Source organism: Butyrivibrio fibrisolvens, assembly GCF_037113525.1.
GTDB lineage: Bacteria > Bacillota > Clostridia > Lachnospirales > Lachnospiraceae > Butyrivibrio > Butyrivibrio fibrisolvens.
On the sequence record NZ_CP146963.1, the window covers coordinates 979537 to 999160 of the forward strand.

Sequence of the window (19624 nt, forward strand, 5' to 3'; positions counted from 1 at the left end):
AATAATGATTGACCATTATGAATGAATATCATTGTCTAGGTGGTATTTAAAGAAAGTATAAAAATCATATGGATAATATAAATATCTACAAGCCTGATTTTGGGCTTTTGAATAACAATATACGGACGATGTCTACAATTGACAGAAGGCTTTGTGCGATAGAACAGGAAGACGCTGTTGCAAGGAATTCTATTAATGCGGCAGCAGTTGCGCTTAAGGTAAAGCTGGCTAAGGGCGGGCTTGCATCTATCCCTGTGAGCGAACTTGCAAATGCCAAGGCCGGTATCAGGGTAGCCGTTCTTGAAAAGGCAGGATTTACGAATCTGTCTCAGCTTGAGGGCAGGTCTGAAGCAGCTCTTTCTATGATAAATGGTATCGGGCAGGCTCAGGCAAGTGCTATCAGGCAGACTATAGATATGTTTGCGCGCACTATGGCGGAGACTACGTCTATAAGAATAGATGCAGATTCTAAAGATGCAGAGAACTGGAATCTTGTATTCGAGCTTTTTAAATATATGAAGAAAGCTCCTGTATACAAAGATGTTGCCGTTATGAATGCGAGATATCATGGGCATATCGAGAAAGCCTTAAATGATATCAAAATAAGAAATTCTTTAAGATGGCTCTTTTCAACAAATAAAACAAAAGCATCTACAGTTGAAGGGTTCGAGACTCTTCTTGCAGTTAATAATGATAACTATCCAAATCGCGCAACGGTTTTAATAAATCAGTATGAGACGTTAAGACTTATATCTCTTGCTGATGCAAAGAGGGAGTTTTTAAATAATAGTGCTCCGTTTTATGCCCTTTTAGACAGTCTTAATGTATCATCTGTTAAGCTTAGCTCTGTCTACAAGGACCTTCCTTCATATCTTGCGCAGGAGATAGAAGAGCAGGAGCTTGATACAACGCTTCTGAATGTGTCACTTAGACAGTATCAGACATTTGGAGCCAAGTATGCACTCCATCAGGAGAATGCGCTTCTTGGAGATGAGATGGGTCTTGGTAAGACAATCATGGCTATAGCTGCCATGGCATCAATTGCTGCAAAGGTGCCTGATGCTCATTTTCTTGTAGTATGTCCTGCCAGCGTACTTATCAACTGGTGCAGGGAAGTGGAAAAACACAGTAAGTTAAAGGCTCATCTTCTTCACGCTTCAAGAGGTAAGATAGATATTTTGGACTGGGAGAAAGATGGCGGAGTTGCTGTTACCAACTACGAATCGCTTGATGAACTTGCAGAAAATATAAGTAAAGATACTGTCATAGAGATGATGGTGGTCGATGAAGCTCACTATATCAAGAATCCAGAAGCCAAGAGAACTCAGTATCTTGTTGAAGTTAAGGCAAAGGCCAAGAGAACACTTCTTATGACAGGAACACCTCTTGAAAATAAGGTAGATGAGATGTGCAATCTTATCGGCATCTTAAGACAGGATGAGATCATTAAGGATGTAAAAAAATATGCCTTCATGAATCAGTCTGATGAATTTAAAACAGTCATAGCACCTGTATATCTTAGACGAGTAAGAGAAGACGTACTTCAGGAACTTCCTGAAATGGAAGATAAGCCTCAGTGGTGTGAGATGACAGCAGAAGATAAGGCAGCTTATGTCAATGAAGTAATAGAAGGAAGCTTTATGTCCATGAGAAGAGTTTCATGGCTTCAGGATGATATAAAGCATTCTGCCAAAGCTATGAGACTTTTAGAACTGTGTGACATGGTTAGAGATGATGGAAGAAAAGTAATCGTCTTTTCCTACTTCCTTGATACTCTTAATAAAGTATGTAGCCTTCTTGGTGACAGGGATGTGTTCAAGATAACTGGAGCTACTTCCATAGCAGAGCGTCAGAATATTGTCGATAATTTCTCGCAAAGCAAGGCAGGAAGCGTGCTTGTAAGCCAGGTGCTTGCAGGCGGTACAGGTCTTAACATACAGGCTGCAAGTGTTGTCATATTCTGTGAGCCCCAGATCAAGCCTTCTCTTGAAACTCAGGCTATATCAAGAGTATACCGAATGGGCCAGGTGAGAAACGTACTTGTATACCATTTGCTTTGTTCTGATTCAATTGATGAAGATATGGTAAGGCTTCTTGAAACTAAGCAGAATATATTCGATGAGTTTGCTAATGAATCTGAAGTGGCAGATATGGCTAAGAACATGGCTGATAAAGAATGGATTAACAGCGTCATTGAAAGAGAGCGGCAGAAATACCTTCCGGCTGTGGTTGTAAATGTTGATCAGGAAGTTGAAACATAAATCATAAAACACTCTATGCCTTAGAAAAGACTAATGGCATAGAGTGTTTTTTATTGGGGCTTGTGTTTTAAGAAGCTTTGGCAGATACGGGCTCTGATGAATATATGATTTTCAACGCTCTCTCAAGAGCTGGTGTAATTATCGCTACAAGCGCCATCTTAAGTAAGTCGCCTGGGATGAAAGGTACCATACAGGCCATGATCGATGCCGTAAGGTTCATACCTGTAAGGAACATGAACTGTGCAAGACCTATAGTGTAAATGACAACACTTCCAAGCAACATAGCTATTACCATGACAGTATACTTTTTGAAGCCTGTGCTGTTTCTTCCAAATTTGAAGTATATAAAGCCAGCGAGCACTGTTGCAAATGGCCATGACATGATGAATCCACCAGACATGCCGGCAAGAGAGCCAAGGCCGCCAGAAAGTCCTGCAAATACCGGAAGCCCTACTGCTCCCAAAAGCACATATACGAGCACTGAAATAAATCCATACAAAGGTCCTAAAAGAAGTGCTGTAAGAAATATAGCTGCTGTCTGAAGTGTAACAGGAACTCCACTTGGGAGCGGAATTGAAATGGGTGCTGTGGCACAGCATAAAGCTGCGAACATAGCGCATAAAACGATCTGCTTAACTGTAAACTTTTTCATGACAATGATGTCCTCCTTAATTTATGCGGTTCGTATAGATAGTAAACCTGGCAAAGACAATTGTCAACTATTAAAGAATAATAAAAGTTTACAATTGTCCTCTTTCTTGTGTTTGGTAATGAAATATGGTAAGATGACTTAGTTTAAGTTTGGGAGGACTTAAATTTCGAAAAGTTTAGAAACTTTAGCGCCATGTACCGCCATAGAGAGCGGTTAACGAGGATTCGGGTTTATCGAAAATATTCGGCGGATGCCCGGACGTATGCATGAATGCGTTAGGCAGTTGTAAATACCGGAATGATCCGGCAACAAATCAACTGCTGTCATGCAGGTTTATATGAACATTGACATGAAAGGAATTTATATATATGTGTGGAATTATTGGATTTACAGGTCATAAGCCTGCTCAGGACATCCTTCTTGATGGACTTCAGAGACTTGAGTACCGTGGTTATGATAGTGCAGGAATAGCTTTTTTCAAGGATAATGGAAATCATATATCCATAAGAAAGACTGCAGGTAAGGTTAACGACCTTAGAGCTATCTGCGATGATGAGAATAACTCAGTTACAGGTATCGGTCATACAAGATGGGCTACTCACGGCGGCGTAACTAATGCCAATGCTCATCCTCATAAGTTTGGTGATGTTACTCTTCTCCATAACGGAATCATTGAGAACTATCACGAGCTTATCAAGAAGTATGATCTTAAAGGAAAGCTTAAATCCGATACAGATACTGAGGTTGCGGCAGCAGTTATCAGCCTGAACTATTCAGGTGATCCTAAGGCAGCTATAAGAGCAGCAGTTAAAGAGCTCAAAGGTTCTTTTGCCTTCTGTATCATGTTCAAGGGTCATCCGGGTGAAGTATACGCAGTTCGTAATGTAAGCCCGCTTGTTGCAGCTCACACTGATGGCGAAGGTTCTTTTATCGCATCTGACCTTACAGCATTCATCGAGTTCTCAAACAGCTATTTTGTTGTTCCTGAGTATCATATCCTTACACTTAAGGATGAGGGTATTACTCTAGAGGACCTTGAAGGTAAGACAGTAGAGCCTGAGTATCTTACAGTTGACTGGGATGTATCAACAGCTCAGAAGGACGGCTATCCTCATTACATGATCAAAGAGATCCATGAGCAGCCAAGAGCACTTGCAGATACTATCAATCCTCGTGTGAAGGATCTTCTTCCTAACTTTGAGGATGACAATATTCCGGATTCTCTGTTTGAGGGCGTTCACGATATCACAGTTATCGCCTGCGGAACAGCTATGTATGCAGGTAATGTAGGACGTACACTTATCCAGAATAAGTTTGGAATACCTGTAACAGTTGCTATCGCATCTGAGTTCAGATATGAAAGACCTACTATTGACGAGAACACACTCGTGATCGTTGTATCACAGTCAGGTGAGACAATCGATACACTTGAAGCTCTTCGTCTTGCTAAGAAGTATACACAGAGAACACTTGCTATTGTTAACGTTAAGGGTTCAACAATTGCACGTGAGAGTGGACATGTTCTTTATACACATGCAGGTCCTGAAATTGCAGTTGCATCAACTAAGGCATATTCAGTTCAGGTTGCTGCTATGTACCTTGTAGGATGCAAGCTTGGCCTTGTAACAGGTAAGGCTTCTGAGTCTGAGATCAGAGAATTCATCTCAGGTCTTAAGAACGTTCCTTCAATGATCGAAGAAGTTCTTAAGCTTGAAGAGAAGATTTCAGTTCAGGCTAACCGTATGGTTAATGCAGAAGATGCTTTCTTCATCGGAAGAGGTCTTGACTATACTCTTTCTATGGAAGGTGCTCTTAAGCTCAAAGAGATCAGCTATATTCACGCTGAAGCTTATGCTGCAGGTGAACTTAAACATGGTACAATCTCTCTTATCACAGAAGGAACTCCTGTAATAGCTATTGCTACACAGCAGTCTGTTTACAGCAAAGTTGTTTCTAATATCAGAGAGGTTAAGGCAAGAGGAGCTTATGTAATCCTCATCAGTAAGGATAAGGAGATCACAGATAATACTGTTTGTGATGTTCATGTCAGCATACCTGAGGTAATAGATGAGCTTTCTGTATTTGAATCAGTTGTAGTACTCCAGATTCTTGCTTATTACACATCAGTTGGAAAGGGTAACGATCCGGATCAGCCTAGAAACCTTGCTAAGTCAGTTACAGTTGAATAATTCATGATAAAAAGCCCTCTTTACTGAGATTTCTGTAAGGAGGGCTTTTTAAATTAATATTATCTTTTAATTAAATATAATTGTTTTATTTTTCTGCTATCAGTCCGATAAATATTAAGTAAGGTTATCTTTTCTACGTTTTGAGGATTTATAGAGAGAATAAAACTATGTGGAATTATAGCTATATATTTCCAAGTTTTCTTATATTGATAGTATTTGCGTCATATTGTTTGTATATACCAAGGATCAATATAGGAATGAATAGAGTATATCTTCAGCTTATCCTGGTTGAGGGTATAGTTATGATTATGGATATGATATCCAGTATGGCAGATGAAAGATATGCTGATTTCACAGTAGGGCAATTATATTTTCTAAATGATCTGTATTTTATAACCTTTTTTATCAGGTCATATCTTTTCTACGTACTGACATCATACATCTTAAAGGCACATCATTTTTTCCAAAATAAGCTGCAATTGTTGAGTATTATTCCTGTGGTTATTGCACTAGTAATAACTGTTTCGAGCAGGTTTACAAATCTTATTTATGCTATTACAGAAGAGGGATACAGAGCGGGACCTTTATATGACTATGTCGTTTATTCGTGTATTGGCTTTTATGTCTGCATTTCACTTGTTATGGTTATCATAAAAAGAAAAAAACTATTGAATAAGACTGTTTTTGCAGGTGCTATTGGCTATAACATGACACTTGCACTTGGAATAGTTTTAAGAAAAACGTTCCCGACTCTTCTTTTACTGGACACATTTTGCCTTATAGCTCTTATTATTATCTATTTATCCTTTACTAATCCGGATTTCTTCTACAACCTCAAGTATAGTGCATTTAATACTAATGCCCTTAGGTACTATGTTGATGAGATAAGGTCATACAAGGACCACCGTTATATCGCATTTGGAATCCATAATTACACGGAGATGCGAGGCGTGTACGGGGGAGTTGAGATGGATAAAGCTCTTAATCTTATAGGGCAGTATCTTAGAAATACATTCAAAGACCTGATTTCCTTCTATCACAGAGAGGGACGATTTATTCTTGTAGGGGCGGGAGATATTGATAGTGCCAGGATCATTAATGATATCAACAGTAGATTTAAAGAACCTTGGATTCTTAAAGAAACTGAGATGTATTTAGAACTGGATTTTGTTCAGACAGCTAAAGAGATGACAATTGAGTCTCCGGAAAAGAGACTTGATGCGGTCCTTGCAGTATTAAGGGACAAGGCTAAACCTGTGCCGGGAGCAGTATATTATGTTCAGGATTCTGAGATAGAGCAAAATGAACGGGAGATGTATATAAGAAAGACACTTAAATGGGTTATAGAAAATGAACTTACTGAAGTTTATCTTCAGCCAATCGTAAGAGCAGATACACGTAAGATAGTTGGAGCAGAGGCTCTTGCCAGGATCAAAGACAAAGATGGCAATAGGATAATGCCCGGAGAATTTATCCCTGTTGCTGAGCAGAATGGTGCCATAAACCAGATGGGAGAGCAGGTTCTTAAGAAAACCTGTAAGTATATTATTGATAATGATATCGAAAAAATGGGCATCACATGGATCAATGTAAACCTGTCTCCAATGCAGTTTATGAACTATGGTCTTGCAGAGAAATATAATTCGATCGTGGAAGAAAGCGGAATAGATGTAGGGCTCATCCACCTTGAAATAACAGAAGAAGCAATGGTAGACCAGATGGTATTGTTCCGTCAGATTCAGATCATGAAAGAACGCGGATTTAAGTTTGTTCTTGATGATTATGGAAAAGGATATTCAAATCTTGACAGGCTGAAACAGATACCATTTATAAATGTCAAAATAGATATGGCTATCGTAAGGGATTATTGCAGCAATCCTGACAGTCTTCTTCCTAATATGGTTCAGACATTTAAAAATATGGGATTTACGATTACTGCCGAAGGAATTGAAACTAAGGAAATGGCTGATGAGATGCAAAGGATCGGGTGCGACTATCTGCAGGGATACCTGTTTTCAGCTCCTGTGCCTGTAGATGAGTTTAAAGGAAAGTGTGCAGAGCTGGCTAATACTAAGTGAAAATAATATTTAAGAAACACGCGTTTGGGCGTGTTTCTTTTTTGGTATGACTTTTTGTCACTTCGTTCCAAAAGTCATACTTTATAGTAGCCGGAAATGAAATGATAAATGAATATTTCAAAGGGGTTCTTGGATTTTAGCTTGCAGGAGATTCAACAAGGCGGTTTACATAAGCTCTGGTCAGAGAGACAGGTTTGGGATTTAATAGACATCCCATCCGGCTGCGGATCTTGGTAGTATCCAATAGTTCTCCGATGAAAACGCACTGGCTCTTATCCAGAGAAGAGTCTGTGATCGAATACATCCTGTCAGCAAGGTCAAAACGTATATTTTCGTTTCCGACTGTAAGTGTGCCTTTTGCTCTCACAATATGTCCAAGTTCGCCGTGAAGGCAGTCTTCTAACAGAGTTATAAGTTCGGAGAGATTAGAAAGTCTTACGTTATCCAGTGTTAGCTGCGATATGTTTCTTGAATCAGTATCAGTTTCTATAGCATTAGTATCTGGTGCAGGAAGCGCCAGAATAGATCTCCACCACTCATCATCCTGACCGCTGTAATGGTCTTTGATGATATCAGCATTTGGATTGATGGCTCTTATGGCAGACTCAGTTTCGCTTAGAACATCAGGTGATTCGTTTTCTCCTTTAGAAAAAACCACAGTATCTGCATTGATGATCTGATCCTTGTAGAGTTCTTCCCATTCAGCAATGTTCTGCCTGTAGCTGCGAGGCGTAACGACGACGATGGGTTTAAGCAGGGTGATATTATCATGAAGCAGGGGCTCTATATTTTTGATGATGTTACTGAGGCGTCCTACTCCTGTGGGTTCTATAATAAGATATTCAGGTGAAAGGCTGGAAAAGACAGTAAGGACAGAATTAACGAAGCTGTCCTTCATAGTACAGCACACGCAGCCTTCCATGAATTCGAGGATTTCAAGTTTGTTCTTGCCGGAACTTGTATTTTGAAGCTCCTGAGCATCGATGCTGTTGTCACCGTATTCATTTTCAAGGATTACAGGGTTGGTACCTGTTCTTTTTATAAGCTCTTTTATAAAAGTAGTTTTGCCGGCACCTAAAAATCCGGATACTAAAAGAATGTTCATGCTGCGTAGTTCCAATCTGAAAATTTTATTGGGTGATTATCTGAAGTATCTTTTTTCTAATAATTCAATTGTATAAATATATAAGGAGCGGCCGTAAGTGACCGCTCCTTTGATTTTAAAATGCGCTCAGTTTTATGGGGTATTATCAAGAATAACAACTGGCTTGATGAGATCAGCAGGCTTGTCCTTCATAAGCTGAAGTGCTTCCGGAATATGCTCCCAACCGTGGAATACATGTGTAGAAAGCATGCTTACATCGAGCTTGCCTGAAGATACGAGTGAACCAAGCTTCTCCATACGAAGACGTCCGCCCGGCATCAGACCACCGTTTATCTGCTTGTGACCCATTCCAACACCCCATTCAACACGAGGAATTGTAATGTAATCGCCGCTTCCAAGGTAGTTAACGTTACCGATCTTTCCGCCTGGTTTAAGAGACTTAACAGCTGACTCGAAGGTTTCAACTGTACCACCAGCGATAACAACGCGGTCAACACCCTTACCATCAGTAAGAGCCATTACCTGATCTTCGATAGAGCCGTTCTTGTAGCTGATGAATTCATCTGCGCCGTATTTCTTAGCAATCTCTACGCACTTAGGACGTGTTCCAACTGCAAGGATACGGGATGCACCACGCATGTGTGCACCTGCAACTGACATAAGACCAACAGGTCCGATACCGATAACAAGAACCGTATCACCGAACTGGATATCAGCAAGCTCTACGCCGTGGAATCCTGTAGGAACCATATCAGAAAGCATACAAGCATCTTCAAGACTCATTCCTTCGGGCATGTGAGCAAGGTTACCATCTGCATCGTTAACATGGAAGTATTCAGAATCAAGACCATCTTTGAAGTTAGAGAACTTCCAGCCTGCAAGCATTCCACCTGAATGCATTGAATATCCGCTCTGAGCCTCGAGGGAATTCCAGTCAGGAGTAATAGCAGGAACAAGAACCTTATCACCAGGTTTGAAATCCTTAACCAGAGAACCAACTTCTACAACTTCTGCACATCCTTCATGTCCAAGGATCATGTTGTGGCGATCACCTACAGCACCTTCCCATACTGTGTGTACATCGGAAGTACAGATGGCGATAGCAAGAGGCTTACAGATGGCATCAAGAGGTCCACATGCAGGACGTTCTTTTTCAATCCAGCCTACTTCGCCGATTTTGAGCATTGCAAAACCTTTCATACTTTTGTCTCCTTCTGTGTATTTTACATACCCGGACGGGTTTGTATTCATAAGATTTTGTGATAAAGCTCCAACCCCTAAAGATAGTACTCCTAAATCATATAAAAATACTGCTTGATATGTCAATAAAAAGTAGATAAATAGTGGGAAATATAGCAAAGTGCACATATGGCGAGCGTGGTTATTGGTAATAACTTGAGATGACAGAGTTTTAGAGGGAAAAGTGGTAATAGAATAGTTCTATATTGTTTCTGGAGAGATGAATAATGGATAATATTATATAAAGACTATTCAGATAAAATCTGGCCTTGACAGCTGTGTAAATCAATTGTATATCAATTAAATAGTATGGTTGTGAGGATATTTAAAAAAATATCCAAAAATACACTGATATTTAAAACAGGGGGAGAATTATATGTTTGATATACCTGATTACAAGAAAATAAGAGTGATAGTTGACACTGATGCAGCATGTGAAGCGGACGATCCATTTGCGATAGTCCATGCGCTGCTTAGCCCCAAGCTTATCGTTAAGGGATTCTGCGCTGAGCACTTTGCTGTTTGTGATTCGATGGAAAAGAGCTTTGATGAGATAAGGACTATTTTAGAAGCGATGGATCTGGATGTTCCTGCTTACCACGGACAAAAGGGGCCATTGTCGCAGGATAGTGAGGTTTCAGAAGCTGCTAAGTTCATAATAGATGAAGCAATGAAGGAAGATGAAAAGCCTTTATTTGTCCTTTGTCAGGGGGCTATTACAAATGTTGCAATGGCGATAAAGACTGAGCCTAAGATACTTAGCCGCATGACTATCATATGGATAGGTACACATGGAACTAATTATGGTCCTGTTCCATTTAGAGAGTTCAATGCAGGTAATGACGTTGAGGCAGCTAATCTCGTACTTGAAGAAGAGACAGATCTTTGGCTTGTGCCTTCTTATGTGTACACAACTATTAACATCGGAATTGCAGAGATAGAGCGAAGGATAGCTCCTTGTGGAAAGATAGGAGAACATCTTTTTACCAATCTTGTGAATTACAATAATTCAGAAGGAGCAGGATGGACTCAGGGTGAAAGCTGGTCTCTTGGAGATTCACCGGCTATTGCTCTTGCCATCAATCCCGGATGCGGAAGGTTTGAGATTGCCAGTGCACCGCATATTGAAGATGATACCTCTTCTAAGGAGTGCCCTGATAATCGGAAGATTAGGATTTATAAGGATGTTGATTCCAGATATATACTGGAAGATTTTATTGCTAAGTTGGAGCTTTTTACAAAATAACATGCTTTTACACCAAAAATATAAGTAGAAGAATTAGTGATAAAAGAATATAAAGGTGTCTGTCACTATATGAACTACAGAGGCAGACACCTTTTTTCTCTAAATAAATTATCTATGCTGCTCGCTGAGCCACTGCCACATGTTTACGCCGTTTTCATCGCAGGTGTAAGCATCTACGACCTTTCTTTCTGATTCTGATTTAAGGCTTTATTTTACTGTTATCATAGGGGCAATTTTTGATATGTACGTACATTTTTTGTGCAGATAATGAAACAATCATTCAAACAGATGAACGATTGTTAGAGAACGAAATAACGTTTATAATAAAATAAAAAAAATTGAAAGGAGATTACATATGGACATCAATACAGCTATGATTATCGGAGCGGTGATAGCACTGGTTGTAACAATTTTAATTTGCGCAATCATTTTACCGGTAAATAAGGAAGGACAGTTTACTGGCTTTTTAAAGACTATAAGGGATTATTTCCTTATGAGATACCTTATAGTTGAACTTATAGTAAGATTTTTATTTGTTTTTGCCACTACTGCATGTATTTTTATTGGCTTTTTTATAATGTTCACAGAAAATGGCTTCGAGTCGAATTTTCTTCCAGGTATTCTTACAATAATAATTGGACCTATCATTTGCAGAATTATATATGAACTTTTAATGGTTGCAATTCTTCAGCTAAGAAATATTATTGAGATCAACAATAAGATACCAGGTCAGATTACTGCGGACATTTACAAAGTTCCAGCTCCTACACCAATTGGACAGCCGGCTCAGAAACCAGTACAGCCTTCTGTAAATCCTGGAGCTAAGTTTGATCCTGCTACTGGTCAGCCATTAGAGCAGACTCAGCAGTCACAGGATTCTCAAAATCCTTGAACAGCAAGTTTCTTTCGATTTTTGTGGTTTCAAAGTAACCATTTGAATATAACAATAAACGAAGAAAAAGCCGGTCATCGCCGGCTTTTTCTTCGTTTCATCCCTTGGCTTTGGTGAAAATGAATCGCCTTTGCTGTGGATGTCACCCTTCTGACCTTGAGCTTGGCCTTAGTAAAGCATCGCTACCGTGGCTGCCCTTGTCTTATGTTCTGATCTAATCATACTCTTCGAACTATCACAAAAGTATCACATGTAGAAAAACGCTATTTTATCTGCGGTTGTGGTATAGTGGTAGTACTTGCATATGTTCAATAAAATAGTATCGGATAGTGGCATAGACATACTGTGTCTGGTTGTGAAAATGGCATTTCTCTCGCTTTATGTCATGTTCACACAAGGGCATAATTGATAGGATTTTTTCAGAAGGAGGAAAAAATTGTTATGGATCAGCAAAAGATCGGGAGCTTTTTAAAAGAGCTTCGCAAGGGAAAAAATCTTACCCAGGAACAGCTTGCAGAACATTTTGGAGTCTCAAGCAGAACAGTTTCTCGATGGGAAAACGGAAATAATATGCCGGACATAGATCTTCTGATAGAAATCTCCGACTATTACGAAGTTGATCTGAGAGAGATTCTCAATGGAGAAAGGAAAAGCGAGGATATGAATAAAGAAATGAAAGATACAGTAATACAGGCAGTAGATTACACCAATACAGAGAATGAAAGATGCAATAAAAGAATACGTATTTGTAATGCGATTGGCATGCTGCTTTTGGTAGCATATATGCTGCTTTCAGATACTGCAATTTATATGGAAAATGAAGTGGTTAGAAATATATGTTCTGTTATGCAGGGGATGGCGGTAGGCATGTTGTTTGCAGGGCTTCTGCTATCCAGCCGCTATGGATCAAAAATCAGAGCATTTAAGAAAAGAATGCTGAGTAAAGGATTTAAATCATAAACCAAGAACGGGTTTTATGAAATTGTTAAGAGGGGATGAATAAAGTATGGTTAGAGAAGTGAAATACTGACTATACATGGTTTTCATGACATGGAATTTGAGGAGTAACGTAGATGATCACAATTAAGGAATCGACAACAGAAGATATAAAAAATATACAGGAGCTCTGGGCTGATGGAGATGTTATGAAATACATTGGATTTCCAGATGGGTTACATGAAACAGAAGAATCCATTCAGGAGTGGCTCGATAGATTTCGCACATCGAAGCCTAAGGAGAATCATTATTCTATTTTTGAAGATGGAAAGTATTGTGGTGAAACGCAGTATAGAATTGACGAGGATCATCACAGCGCTTCTCTTGATATTAAATTGCTAAAATTTGCAAGAGGACGCGGAATTGCAACGAAGGCCATATCACATGCAATCGAAGAAGCCTTTAAAAATGGTGCAGAAGTAGTGTGGGTTGATCCACACCCGGACAATGATAAGGCTATTTCCTTATACCAGAGACTTGGTTTTATAGCGAAAGAAATGCCGGAACATGTCATTGCTTTAGGCGAAGCCCCTCATGTGTATAGGTATATGGAACGTTGTAAAGAGTAGGAATTCCCGAAATGAAGACTGATATGAGATTTTGTGTACTAAACAGTGAAAGGCATGGAACATGCTATCATGAATTATATAAAGGTGAATGGGATTCTGATTCTTTAGAATTCTGGAGTGATGATTCTTTGTACATCCATGATGATACATTCAATAAGTACCCTAAGCTTCAAAAAACTATTAATCTTATAATTCCGACATATGATATGTATAATGCAACCGCCGTAACAAAGGTCTCTTGGGAAGAAATGGGGAAGCTGATAGCAGAATGTGATCAAGATACTAAGGATTTTTACGCTGAGATAGATGAATGGGCAAAGCCTGTATTAAAGGAATATGGGCTATTTACCATACTTGGCATATAAATATGTGATTATCGGCGGTTATCTGTTGAAGATAGCTGCTTTTTCATAAAAATGTGAGAAAAGCATCAAAAGTGCCTCATATGAATACCAGTTTTCAACTACGAGTACAATGACTGCTTCAGTACTGATTTCGGGCATGGAATCCCATATTGACACAGAAAATATAAAACTGAAGCAGGTTGCTTCAGAAATACATGGGTCAAAACTGAATCAGCCTGGTTCAGAATTATCATTTTCAGTTATATTTTCTTTTGTTCTATGGAAGAGTGATATGAGATGTACGAAGTAGTTATTGTTTCGCAAGAAAATGATTTTTTGGCTGGATTTGCATGCGTTCAGTTAAAAAAATTATTTTGTTATGATGAGTATATGCCGGAATTAACGGAAGTCTATGTCAGGCCTGAGTATAGAAAGCAGGGAATAGCAAGTGCGATGATTGCTTATGCGTAGGAGTATTGCAGTGAACATTTTGCTCTTCATAAATTTGAACTTTTGACAGGAAAAGAAAACATTACTGCGCAATCTGTATATGATAAATTGGGCTATAAAGATGATGCTGAGCTGCATTTATCGAAAAAGGTGAATTAAGTAATTACTGATATAGTAGGATTACCGAAAGAAGGAACAAAAAAGTATGAGTAACAATGAGATTAGTAAGTTTATAGCCCTTATTCTTCGACATAAACCAGAGTCAATAGGAATATCTTTAGATGAACACGGCTGGGCAGGTGTTGATGAATTGATTGCAGGCATAAATAAAACAACTCCGTTTGATATGGAGACTCTTGAGGAAATTGTCAGAACAGACAATAAGCAAAGGTATTCTTTTAACGATGATAGAACGCTTATCAGAGCAAATCAGGGGCATTCCATTCCGGTGGATGTAGAATTGGAAGAACGTATCCCACCAGAAATTTTGTTCCATGGAACCGGGGAAAAATATGTTCAATCAATTGATAAAGAAGGCTTGATTCCGAAGAGCAGGTTGTATGTGCATTTATCTGTGGATATAGATACCGCGACTAAAGTAGGACAGAGACATGGAAAGCCGGTCATATACAAAGTAAACGCATTGAAAATGCATGAAGACGGATTCAAATTTTATATTTCTAAGAACGGAGTCTGGTTAACCAAAAGTGTACCAATCCAGTATTTAGAACACATAAATAAAGCAGAGGTACCTTTTAATAAATAGTTTGCAGAGGATATAAGACATGGATTGGACCAATATGAAAAAGAACCTTGAAGCATTATATGTTTTGGATAATGCTTTGACAGATCCTGAAAACGATTATTTAAGACTGGTCAGAAAAACAGAAAACGGTACAGAGATTTGCTAGCATATTATGCATTAAGAAGGAACTAAGACATGACACTAGGAGAGATAATTGATAAATATTGGTATAAAGCTGATAAGATGCATATAAAATTGGGAAAAGAAGATACAGTCAGAGGCGATGGCATGATAACTATATACGAAGGTACCATGGCAGATATTCCGGATTACCTTAGGGAACGTAAGGTAATTGATACGTTTAATAACTCTGATGGCACGCCATGGAATATAGATATTGAATAATAGACTTGGAATATATAGGAAGATTGATTGAGACTTATAGATTCTAACGAGGATTATAGCGATACTATTAGCACTCTGCATGATGTAGGGTGCTTTTTTGATGCAAATTTGGAAGAAACGGTAGTAAACACAGAAGTTGATCTTGAAGAAATGGAATATGGCTGATAATTATCACTATGGAACGGAAGCAGTATTAAAGAGTGGCCTTTTTCATAAAGAAAAATATAAAGGCGAAGGCGAAAGCATAGGATATCTGCCTGAGTTTGATACAGTTGCTGACGAGATTCGCGGGGGCCTTACTGAAAGCAGAATGGTTCCACTTAAGGCAACATCAGACGTCATGCATATATTGGATACAGTCAGAAATCAGATTGGACTTGAGTATACTGATCTTGAGTGAAAGCTGTCATCTGGATAGGCACTCATGGAACTGCATATGGCCCTGTTCCATTCAGAGAATTTAATGCAGGTAATGACGTTGAAGCGGCTAACCTAGTACTTTCCGAAGAGACTGATCTATAACTTCATTTGTTTTTAGTTGCTGCTAAACTTTCTGATCCTAAGTGGGATATTGTGTTCTTTGGATAAAGCGATGCATCTGTCCTTTTCTTCTTGAGGAAGGACATCGACAATAGACCATCTGACATCACCAATAACTTCCCTGCACCTTTTGGTGAACTCAACCATGTTTTCAAAACCATTAGAGAGAATTGGCCTTGTGACCTCTTCGTATTCTTTTTTCGAAGGGGCATTAAGGCTTACTGAGACGCTGTCGATTACTTTGGAAAGCTCCGGAACTATGTCACGGCCATTTTCTGCAGAACCCTGTCCATTAGTGTTGAGCCTTATCTTAAGGCCTTTTTCCTTCCTGGCATAGTTAGCGGCATCAAGTAGGATATCCAGCTGACAGGTTGGTTCGCCATAGCCGCAGAATACAAGTTCTTTATATCCTGTAAAATCAAAATTTTTAATTGCATCAATAACTTCTTCTTTGGACGGATTCACCTGATGCCATAATGTATCTGCATCGCCGACTCCGTCTTTTACAAATCTTATGCAAAAAGTACATCTGCAATTGCACTTGTTAGTGATATTGGCATATACGCTGTCTTTGTAAGTGTAGATAATATCAGCCATGTGCGACCTCCACCTTTGACTTGAAACTGATCCTGTCCAGAGCCTGTCCCAGAAGCAGGAAGAATACCATACTTCCACCGGATTGTACCAGACCTCCTGTAAGTCCTGAAAGAAGCGCTGTTTTTAATCCAAACATGACTGCTTCAGCAATAAAATAGCCTGTATGTGAAATGAAATATGCTATTACTGGTGCAATATAATTTCTTTTATTTAGTATAGTTGATCCTTTGTTTGTAAAGGGGATTACCAAAAGTGCTTTGATGATGATAGTGGCGATCGCCCATGCCGGTGCAGTCAGAAGATCTGCAAGGCCTCCGCCTATTGCACCTGCGGCCATTGCATAGGGCGCAGGCAGTATAGCTGCTGCAAGGTATATAAGTCCATCACCGAAGTGGACATAGCCTCCATTTGCTCCCACCGGAATATGGCCGATGTATGCTGTGAAAATAGTGATAAGTGCTGCGAATATTCCTGTTAGTGTTATGTTGTAGATCTTGCTGTCTTTCTTTTTCATAATGGCTCCTCACTTTTTTATCTACTTAATTAGCATCTTTAGATTCTTTTCGTATTCAACACCGCAGTTTGGCGATGTTCCTATAGGTGTATCCATAACAGAAGCGTAAATAAATCTGCTTGCATTATCAGCAGCTTCAAAAGCATTTTTTCCGGAAATATAAGTGCCAAGAAATGCTGCTGCAAAAAGATCCCCCGTCCCGGAATAATGAACGCCGTTACTCTTGGAAGAAATGATCCTGCTTACGCCTTTTTCCAAAATGAAATTTCCGACTTCCCCGTTTTCTTCCATGGGAATACCGGTTACGGCAACTGTCTTTCCGAGATCGCCTCCGACCGCCATGGATAGCTGGAAGACTTCACTTATTAACCTGTCGCCTCTAAGGTTCATTATTGTTTCAGGGTTTTCATCTGCAAGGAGTATAAGCTCTGTCAGATTTGGAGTAATGATATCCGCAGCTTTGGTCATCTTTCGTATGGTATGAAGAAGGTCATCTGAGTAGTTTTTGTAGGTCCTTCCATCATCGCCCATTACTGGATCCACAAGTACTGTCGTGTCTTTGGTCTTGAACTGTTTTATAAACTCAAGAGAGTTTTGGGCCTGGAGACTGCTCATCATGAATCCTGTGATGATCCCATCAAAGGTTTCTTCCTGCTTTTTCCACTGAATGGTGTATTCAGGGATGATGCCTGTCAGATCCTTGCTGTAATAGGACGGATAACCTGTTTGAGCACTAAGTACGGCAGTTGGTATGGGACAACACTGAATTCCCATTGCTGATAAAACTGTCATATCGGCGACCAGAGAACACTTGCCAAAACCGGAGAGATCGTTTATTGCTGCGACTTTCATAGATTCTTTACTCCTTTACCGCTTTGCTATAACAAACAATATACTCTCTAAATTGGTATTACCAAAATGTTCAGTTTTGAATATTTTATTAATACCAGTTTGGACCTGTGCTTTACAAAGCCGCAATTTTACTAGTACAATTGATATTGTTGTAAAAAGTGAAGAAATAACTATGTTTTGGGATATAGACTGATAGATGATTACTTGGTAAGGGAGTTTTTTTTAGGTAAATGAAGATAGGCGTAATTTCAGATATACATAGTAACATTGTGGCTTTTAAGGCCTGCACCAAGTATATGGAAGAGCAGGGATGCGTTTTGATTATTTTCCCTATCAGATATCTGATTCTGATTTGAATCTGGATGCTGTAAGCCTTCTTGAAAAGTGGAAGCCGCAGATAGAGCTGTGGCAGGTTTTGGTCCAGATGAATGAACTTCAGATGGATTCAGAGTGTCTTTATCGTCCTTTTGGAACTCTTAGCTTTGGTGAACGTACCAGAGTCAAATCTTATGAGACACGTATTGAACGAGAGATTGAGGAAAAAGAGGGACTGCTACAGGATATCGAGACGGTGACTGATCTTAAGATACAGCCTCTTAGATTCCATAAGGAAGTTCTGATAAGTGCATATGATCTGGGACTACGATACGAGGGCTCAGAAAAAGAAGGTTCTCATAGCGGCTAGCCTCATAACGCCGGCACATTTATATATCTGGGATGAACCTTTGAATTTTATAGATGTCTTTTCAAGGATGCAGATTGAAAAACTGATCTTACAATACGAGCCTACTATGCTGCTTGTGGAGCATGATGTTCGCTTTCAGGAGAAGGTGGGGACTAGCGTTGTTAGAATTGGATGAGCCCTATCATGCAACCACGGTTTAGGGGAGAGTTAGAATATGAAAAGAAAATCAGTTAATCCGACGTATTCAATGTGTGTACAGCCGGCCTTTATCATTGGTACAAAAAATGAAGATGGTACAGATAATGCAAAGAAACTGTATGACTTAAAAGAACATGAACTGAGTCAAATCCCTGGACATGAAGGTGGCCGCAATCTTGTTTACATATGCGTTAAAAGAGGCGAGCCTGAATATGTATTGAGAATCGGGGGTGCAGAAGGCAGAAAAGCAGAAGACTATCTGGCTGAGGCAGAGTTTGTGCACTATCTCGCAGAAGGCGGCGCGCCAGTAGTGGATGTGATTCCTTCTATAAACGGAAAACTTGTCGAATCTTTTTCACAGGATGGAAAAGACTATTTTGTGATGCTGTTTTCTTATGCCAAGGGAATGCTTATCTCTGACAATGGATACAGGTACAGAGATGGAGCACCACTTGAGGAGTACTTCTATAATACTGGAAAAGCGCTTGGTGCCATTCACAGATTGTCCAAGGTATACAAGCCCGTTAACAGAAGGTTTGAGTTCTTTGATAAATACAATCGTGAGTATATCGATGAGTTAATACCTGATGAATACGAAGAGCTGAAAAAAGAAATCAAAGAGCACTTGGAATTGTTCCATGGGCTCCCTGTGAACGAGCGGGTTTACGGGCTTGTGCACTTCGATTTTAGCGATGGTAATTATCATATAGACATGAATACCGGAGACATCACAGTATTTGATTTTGATAATTGTATGTACTGTTGGTATATGTTTGATCTTGCCAATCTTTGGATTCATGGAACCGGATGGTTTCAAAATGAGCCAGATCCAGAGAAACGTATGGCGGGAATGAAAGGCTATTTTGATACGGTGCTGGATGGATACAGGAGCGAAACAGATATTTCCGACGAGGAGCTTTCTAAGCTGCAACTGTTCCTTGATATGGTACTGATCGAGAACATAGTTGATGAATTTGAGTGTAGTAAGCGTGAAGGAGAAGAACCAGATCCTGAAGATATAGATGAGTTGTCTGCAAGGTGGGGGCAGTTGTTGTGGTGATTATGAC

The 19624-nt window shown here is 39.5% G+C and carries 23 protein-coding genes; 17 read left to right on the forward strand and 6 right to left on the reverse strand.

Annotated elements, in window-relative coordinates; all coding sequences use genetic code 11:
- Positions 1-68: 68 nt before the first annotated feature.
- Entirely contained in the window at positions 69-2261 is a 2193-nt protein-coding gene (locus tag WAA20_RS03880) for a DEAD/DEAH box helicase (protein WP_073386677.1), read from the forward strand.
- Positions 2262-2328: 67 nt separating this feature from the next.
- Here the strand turns inward: WAA20_RS03880 and WAA20_RS03885 are convergent, their stop codons facing one another.
- Positions 2329-2913: a biotin transporter BioY gene (locus WAA20_RS03885; protein WP_073386678.1), complete on the reverse strand. Its 585-nt coding sequence runs from the start codon at positions 2911-2913 to the stop codon at positions 2329-2331.
- Positions 2914-3281: 368 nt separating this feature from the next.
- On the opposite strand from WAA20_RS03885, the gene glmS reads away from it, so the two are divergent.
- Both glmS and WAA20_RS03895 read left to right on the forward strand, forming a co-directional pair.
- Positions 3282-5102 (forward strand): glutamine--fructose-6-phosphate transaminase (isomerizing), encoded by a 1821-nt coding sequence (gene glmS / locus WAA20_RS03890; RefSeq protein ID WP_073386680.1) that lies wholly within the window; start codon positions 3282-3284, stop codon positions 5100-5102.
- Positions 5103-5359: 257 nt separating this feature from the next.
- Entirely contained in the window at positions 5360-7180 is a 1821-nt protein-coding gene (locus WAA20_RS03895; RefSeq protein ID WP_167562688.1) for an EAL domain-containing protein, read from the forward strand.
- A gap of 136 nt (positions 7181-7316) precedes the next feature.
- On the opposite strand, the gene WAA20_RS03900 is transcribed toward WAA20_RS03895, so the two are convergent.
- Both WAA20_RS03900 and WAA20_RS03905 read right to left on the reverse strand, forming a co-directional pair.
- Positions 7317-8285, reverse strand: coding sequence for a GTP-binding protein (locus tag WAA20_RS03900; RefSeq protein ID WP_073386683.1), 969 nt, complete (start codon positions 8283-8285; stop codon positions 7317-7319).
- Between the two features lie 132 nt (positions 8286-8417).
- Complete coding sequence (locus tag WAA20_RS03905; protein ID WP_073386684.1) at positions 8418-9485, reverse strand: NAD(P)-dependent alcohol dehydrogenase; 1068 nt, start codon at positions 9483-9485, stop codon at positions 8418-8420.
- Positions 9486-9900: 415 nt separating this feature from the next.
- Here WAA20_RS03905 and WAA20_RS03910 point away from each other — a divergent pair, with 415 nt between their 5' ends.
- The 12 genes from WAA20_RS03910 (at position 9901) to WAA20_RS03965 (ending at position 15693) form a co-directional block, all read left to right on the forward strand.
- Positions 9901-10770 carry a nucleoside hydrolase gene (locus tag WAA20_RS03910; protein ID WP_073386686.1) on the forward strand — a complete coding sequence of 290 codons (870 nt, stop codon included), beginning with the start codon at positions 9901-9903 and terminating at the stop codon, positions 10768-10770.
- A gap of 355 nt (positions 10771-11125) precedes the next feature.
- A complete protein-coding gene (locus WAA20_RS03915; protein ID WP_073386687.1) occupies positions 11126-11662 on the forward strand; it encodes a hypothetical protein in 537 nt (178 codons plus the stop codon).
- 441 nt (positions 11663-12103) lie between these two features.
- The gene (locus WAA20_RS03920; protein WP_073386689.1) at positions 12104-12622 is read left to right on the forward strand and encodes a helix-turn-helix transcriptional regulator; all 519 of its coding nucleotides are present in this window, start codon (positions 12104-12106) and stop codon (positions 12620-12622) included.
- Positions 12623-12735: 113 nt separating this feature from the next.
- Complete coding sequence (locus tag WAA20_RS03925; protein ID WP_073386690.1) at positions 12736-13227, forward strand: GNAT family N-acetyltransferase; 492 nt, start codon at positions 12736-12738, stop codon at positions 13225-13227.
- 11 nt (positions 13228-13238) lie between these two features.
- Positions 13239-13592: a hypothetical protein gene (locus tag WAA20_RS03930; RefSeq protein WP_073386692.1), complete on the forward strand. Its 354-nt coding sequence runs from the start codon at positions 13239-13241 to the stop codon at positions 13590-13592.
- Positions 13593-13868: 276 nt separating this feature from the next.
- On the forward strand, positions 13869-14042 hold the full coding sequence (locus WAA20_RS03935; RefSeq protein ID WP_081373740.1) for a GNAT family N-acetyltransferase: 174 nt from the start codon (positions 13869-13871) through the stop codon (positions 14040-14042).
- A 184-nt stretch (positions 14043-14226) separates the two neighbouring features.
- Positions 14227-14787 (forward strand): RNA 2'-phosphotransferase, encoded by a 561-nt coding sequence (locus WAA20_RS03940; RefSeq protein ID WP_073386693.1) that lies wholly within the window; start codon positions 14227-14229, stop codon positions 14785-14787.
- Positions 14788-14806: 19 nt separating this feature from the next.
- Positions 14807-14932 carry a hypothetical protein gene (locus WAA20_RS03945; RefSeq protein WP_278308441.1) on the forward strand — a complete coding sequence of 42 codons (126 nt, stop codon included), beginning with the start codon at positions 14807-14809 and terminating at the stop codon, positions 14930-14932.
- Positions 14933-14961: 29 nt separating this feature from the next.
- Positions 14962-15171 carry a hypothetical protein gene (locus WAA20_RS03950; protein ID WP_073386695.1) on the forward strand — a complete coding sequence of 70 codons (210 nt, stop codon included), beginning with the start codon at positions 14962-14964 and terminating at the stop codon, positions 15169-15171.
- 27 nt (positions 15172-15198) lie between these two features.
- The gene (locus tag WAA20_RS03955) at positions 15199-15336 is read left to right on the forward strand and encodes a hypothetical protein (protein WP_167562689.1); all 138 of its coding nucleotides are present in this window, start codon (positions 15199-15201) and stop codon (positions 15334-15336) included.
- Positions 15329-15571, forward strand: a complete 243-nt coding sequence (locus WAA20_RS03960; protein WP_073386696.1) for a hypothetical protein — start codon at positions 15329-15331, stop codon at positions 15569-15571. The genes WAA20_RS03955 and WAA20_RS03960 overlap by 8 nt, the downstream gene beginning before the upstream one ends.
- On the forward strand, positions 15568-15693 hold the full coding sequence (locus WAA20_RS03965) for a hypothetical protein (RefSeq protein ID WP_338802241.1): 126 nt from the start codon (positions 15568-15570) through the stop codon (positions 15691-15693). Before WAA20_RS03960 ends, WAA20_RS03965 begins: the two co-directional genes overlap by 4 nt.
- 12 nt (positions 15694-15705) lie before the next feature.
- Here the strand turns inward: WAA20_RS03965 and WAA20_RS03970 are convergent, their stop codons facing one another.
- Genes WAA20_RS03970 through WAA20_RS03980 form a run of 3 tightly spaced genes read right to left on the reverse strand, consistent with a single transcriptional unit; the run spans position 15706 to position 17674 of the window.
- Entirely contained in the window at positions 15706-16308 is a 603-nt protein-coding gene (locus WAA20_RS03970) for a TatD family nuclease-associated radical SAM protein (RefSeq protein ID WP_073386698.1), read from the reverse strand.
- A complete protein-coding gene (locus tag WAA20_RS03975) occupies positions 16301-16822 on the reverse strand; it encodes a TIGR04002 family protein (RefSeq protein ID WP_073386699.1) in 522 nt (173 codons plus the stop codon). Before WAA20_RS03975 ends, WAA20_RS03970 begins: the two co-directional genes overlap by 8 nt.
- Before the next feature lie 21 nt (positions 16823-16843).
- Positions 16844-17674 carry a bifunctional hydroxymethylpyrimidine kinase/phosphomethylpyrimidine kinase gene (locus WAA20_RS03980; protein WP_073386701.1) on the reverse strand — a complete coding sequence of 277 codons (831 nt, stop codon included), beginning with the start codon at positions 17672-17674 and terminating at the stop codon, positions 16844-16846.
- Positions 17675-17984: 310 nt separating this feature from the next.
- Here WAA20_RS03980 and WAA20_RS03985 point away from each other — a divergent pair, with 310 nt between their 5' ends.
- Positions 17985-18359 carry a hypothetical protein gene (locus WAA20_RS03985; RefSeq protein WP_073386702.1) on the forward strand — a complete coding sequence of 125 codons (375 nt, stop codon included), beginning with the start codon at positions 17985-17987 and terminating at the stop codon, positions 18357-18359.
- Positions 18360-18573: 214 nt separating this feature from the next.
- Positions 18574-19617, forward strand: coding sequence for a phosphotransferase (locus tag WAA20_RS03990; RefSeq protein ID WP_073386704.1), 1044 nt, complete (start codon positions 18574-18576; stop codon positions 19615-19617).
- Positions 19618-19624: the final 7 nt, after the last annotated feature.